The 2,889-nt window shown below is 53.5% G+C and carries 3 protein-coding genes and 1 pseudogene; 1 reads left to right on the forward strand and 3 read right to left on the reverse strand.

The features are described 5' to 3' along the window. Positions 1-510: 510 nt before the first annotated feature. The 3 genes from MF6396_RS27910 to MF6396_RS27920 are packed head-to-tail and all read right to left on the reverse strand — an operon-like array spanning position 511 to position 2,232. Positions 511-780, reverse strand: a complete 270-nt coding sequence (locus tag MF6396_RS27910) for a pentapeptide MXKDX repeat protein (protein WP_023446638.1) — start codon at positions 778-780, stop codon at positions 511-513. Between the two features lie 52 nt (positions 781-832). Then, on the reverse strand, positions 833-1,618 hold the full coding sequence (locus tag MF6396_RS27915; protein ID WP_047292637.1) for a molybdopterin-dependent oxidoreductase: 786 nt from the start codon (positions 1,616-1,618) through the stop codon (positions 833-835). After that, positions 1,615-2,232 (reverse strand): cytochrome b/b6 domain-containing protein, encoded by a 618-nt coding sequence (locus MF6396_RS27920; RefSeq protein WP_078482014.1) that lies wholly within the window; start codon positions 2,230-2,232, stop codon positions 1,615-1,617. Before MF6396_RS27920 ends, MF6396_RS27915 begins: the two co-directional genes overlap by 4 nt. A gap of 225 nt (positions 2,233-2,457) precedes the next feature. On the opposite strand from MF6396_RS27920, the pseudogene MF6396_RS29180 reads away from it, so the two are divergent. Continuing rightward, a pseudogene (locus tag MF6396_RS29180) lies at positions 2,458-2,889 on the forward strand (hypothetical protein); the annotation flags it as partial.

The raw sequence follows: 2,889 nt of genomic DNA on the forward strand, positions 1-2,889 counted from the left end.
GAAGCAGCATTTTAAGTAATGCGGCTCTGCGTTCAGGTGAATAGTACGGCACGACCAGTCTCTTTCCGCCCCCGATATGCTTTTTTAGGAAAAATCGGAGAGGCGACAACTATCCTGACACCGGGGGATGACTGTGTTGGATGAATGACAGGTGTAAAAATAGATGTCTCTTAATACCAGACGTTTTGGCTTGTTTAGGCGGAACGGATGAGTGCTCAACGTTCCATCAGTTTCGTCAAAAGACCTGGGTTTCCTAGGTTTCGATAAATGAAGGACGACGAGATTACTGGAGTGTCCACCAATTCGGTTTTTAGGTGTTCAAGGTTGTCTTTAAGTCAATGTATGAGGCCCGGGCTAAAACTGCAGCACTAAACGCTGCATTCTCAGGCCTCATTTTTTGAAATTTCTGGGCACCATTCGCGCGGATGATATAGGTCGCAAAGAAATACCGCGGATCACCATTTCGTGACCAGTTCTTTGTGCGCTCTTATATGGGCGCGATGATTGAAATTACTGCGACATGGCGTCCTTTTTCATCGAATCCTTGGACATGGCTTCTTTTTTCATACCGTCTTTAGACATAGAGTCCTTGGACATATGGTCTTTTGACATCGAGTCTTTGGACATGGGGTCAGACTTTTTCATGCCATCTTTTTTCATTGCATCCTTGGACATGGAATCCTTGCTCATGCTGTCGTGACTCATGGTGTCAGCAGCGAACACAGAGCCAGCGCCAACGGCCAGGCACAAGGACAGAACAACGGTAGTCAGCTTTTTCATGATGAAACTCCTTGAAGCTCAGTTTGCGGGTGTGTGAAAGCTTCAGGCTCCGTCAGCTGCCACCGAACCAGTTGTAGCCCTGGTCTTCCCAGTAGCCGCCGCTGTAGGTGTTGCTAACGAAAATCGCCTGGATGTGTTTGGGGTTCTTGTAGCCAAGCTTGGTGGGCATGCGCAGTTTCATCGGGAAGCCGTACTCACGCGGCAGCACCTTGCCGTCCCAAGTCAGCGCCAACAGGGTCTGCGCATGCAGCGCGGTGGCCATGTCGATGCTGGTGTAGTAATCGTCGGCGCACTTGAAGCCGACGTATTTGGCGTCGGTGTCGGCGCCGATGCGTTTGAGGAAGTCGCTGAAGCGCACACCGCCCCAGCGACCGATCGCGCTCCAGCCTTCGACGCAGATGTGGCGGGTGATCTGGTCGGTCTGCGCCATGGCACGTAGCTCTTCAAGGCGCCAACTGCGTTTGTCTGCGACCAATCCAGACACCTCGAGGCGATAACTCTCTTCCTCCATTGTCGGTGCTTCGTCGATGCCGTAGAAGGCATTGAACGGAAACGGACGGGTGATCATCGATTCGGGATAGGTCGGCGCCATGGCGTTGGGGTTGAATAACCAGCCCTGTACTCGGTCGTTCAAACGCGACATGGAGGACAATGCGGTATCAACGCTATCGGTATTGGTCAGATTGCATCCGGACAACATGGCCACGCCACCAAGCGTCAGGCCGTGCAGTAGGAATGAGCGGCGCGAACGGTCTTCAATTTGCGGCGCAAGGATCTTGCGGGCATCCGACAGGATCGAGGACTCGTCCAGATCAGGATTGTGAATGCGCTTTTTCATACGGGCTCCTTGCGACCGACAATCATGGCCAGCAGGGTTTTTGGTACCAGCGCGACCATCACTAGATGCACCGCCACAAACGCTACCAGCAGCGCCATCGCAATGAAGTGCACATGCCGCGCGGTGTCGTAGCCACCCAACAATTCACGCAGCAGCGGGAACTGCACTGACTTCCACAGCACCAGTCCGGAAACCACCAGCAGGGCGATATCCACCATGACAAACAGATAGGCAAAGCGCTGCACCTGGTTGTAATGGCTGAGGTCGGCGTGACCGAGTTTTCCGCGCAGGGCGGCCCACAGGTCGTGCAGTACTCCCTTTGGCGAAACCGGGAAAAAGCGCCGCTTGAAGCGACCACTGAACAGGTTGAAGGCCACGTATAGGAGGCCGTTGAACGCCAGCAGCCACATCGCCGCGAAGTGCCACTGCAATGCGCCGCCGAGCCAGCCCTCAAGTGTGATCGCGTTGGAAAACCTGAAATCGTAAAGAGGTGAAGCGTTATAGATCCGCCAGCCGCTGGTGATCATCATCAACACGGCCAGAGCGTTGAGCCAATGCGTCAGGCGTAGCCAGCGCGGATGAATGGGCCTGGGTGAAGCAGTGCGCTGCAACATGTCCGGCTCCCACTCGTTACTGAATGGGGCGGAGTATGGATGGCTGGGTTTCGCTAAATCCTCACGAAGAGTTAAACAAAACGTGATAACTCTCGGTCGATCCCCTCTGATGGGCGCATAAGAAAGTCATTGGTTGTGGGGTACTGCATGGATAGCACGATTGTCCGTTGCGTCGAACAAACAGCGGAGTAGGATTGGTTACAAGCCCGAATCGAGGTGATGTCTGTGGAAAAAGACGACATCCGGCGCAGAGTTATCGCTAGGGAGCGGGAAATGCTCGCTCAAGCCAAGAGCGACATTTTAGGATGCGGTGATTTCCTTCCCGTTAATCGGCTGGCGCAGCATTTCAACATACGTGTTGAAGCACTTACTCCGGCTTTAGTTAAGTGGGAGGCAGACAACCGAATTTTCTCGATCGATCATGAAGGCTGCAGCCTATTCCCCTGCTATGCATTTTCTACTGAACCGACGCTCAGCCCGTATCCAGAATTGAAAGGGATACTCTCAATTCTCTCCCCTACGAAAAACAGCGTAAGCGTCCGGCAAAGGCATCTGGCCCTAAGTCGGAAATTGGCGCAGCAGCCAATAGCTTCCTGTGACCATTGCCACTTCTTGAGGGATGGTGCGCGCGGTACCGCAATGCAACACAATCACAAA

This window comes from Pseudomonas sp. MF6396, assembly GCF_002018915.1.
GTDB classification, from domain to species: Bacteria; Pseudomonadota; Gammaproteobacteria; order Pseudomonadales; family Pseudomonadaceae; genus Aquipseudomonas; species Aquipseudomonas palmensis.

What these genes read in the sequence shown, in the direction of transcription:
- MF6396_RS27910 (WP_023446638.1), bottom strand. Translation starts at nt 780, where the DNA reads ATGAAAAAGCTGACTACCGTTGTTCTGTCCTTGTGCCTGGCCGTTGGC.
- MF6396_RS27915 (WP_047292637.1), bottom strand. Translation starts at nt 1,618, where the DNA reads ATGAAAAAGCGCATTCACAATCCTGATCTGGACGAGTCCTCGATCCTG.
- MF6396_RS27920 (WP_078482014.1), bottom strand. Translation starts at nt 2,232, where the DNA reads ATGTTGCAGCGCACTGCTTCACCCAGGCCCATTCATCCGCGCTGGCTA.